This is a genomic window from Cognatundibacterium luofuense (assembly GCF_018139685.1).
Lineage (GTDB): Bacteria > Pseudomonadota > Gammaproteobacteria > Burkholderiales > Burkholderiaceae_D > Undibacterium > Undibacterium luofuense.
In genome coordinates, this window is sequence record NZ_JAGSPN010000464.1 from 1 (window position 1) to 314 (window position 314).

At 58.6% G+C, this 314-nt stretch carries 1 pseudogene; it reads right to left on the reverse strand.

Features of this window, described 5'->3' with window-relative positions:
• Nucleotides 1-314 (reverse strand): annotated as a pseudogene (locus tag KDM89_RS21240) (aminoacetone oxidase family FAD-binding enzyme); the annotation flags it as partial.

Genomic DNA, 314 nt, shown 5'->3' on the forward strand with positions numbered 1-314 from the left:
GTGAGCGTGCGCCACGTCCTGACTGCAATTCATGCAATACCCTTTCGGCCGATTTGTCGGGCAAGAGATCCAGCTCCAGCACGGCGCTGCCCTGTGTCAAAACCTGGTCGCGCAATGCGGCAGATAAGGCATAGATCAGGCTGCCTTCCACACCACTGGCGGTGATCACAAACTGCCCCTGACGCATGGGCTGCTCACTATGCTGCACACGCGCAGCGACGGTCAGCAGCGGCTGACCGGCAAATTTTTCCTGGAAAAATGGTGTCCACGGGCGCTCAAAGCCACAGTTAGACGGCAGTAAAGGGCTCAACGCC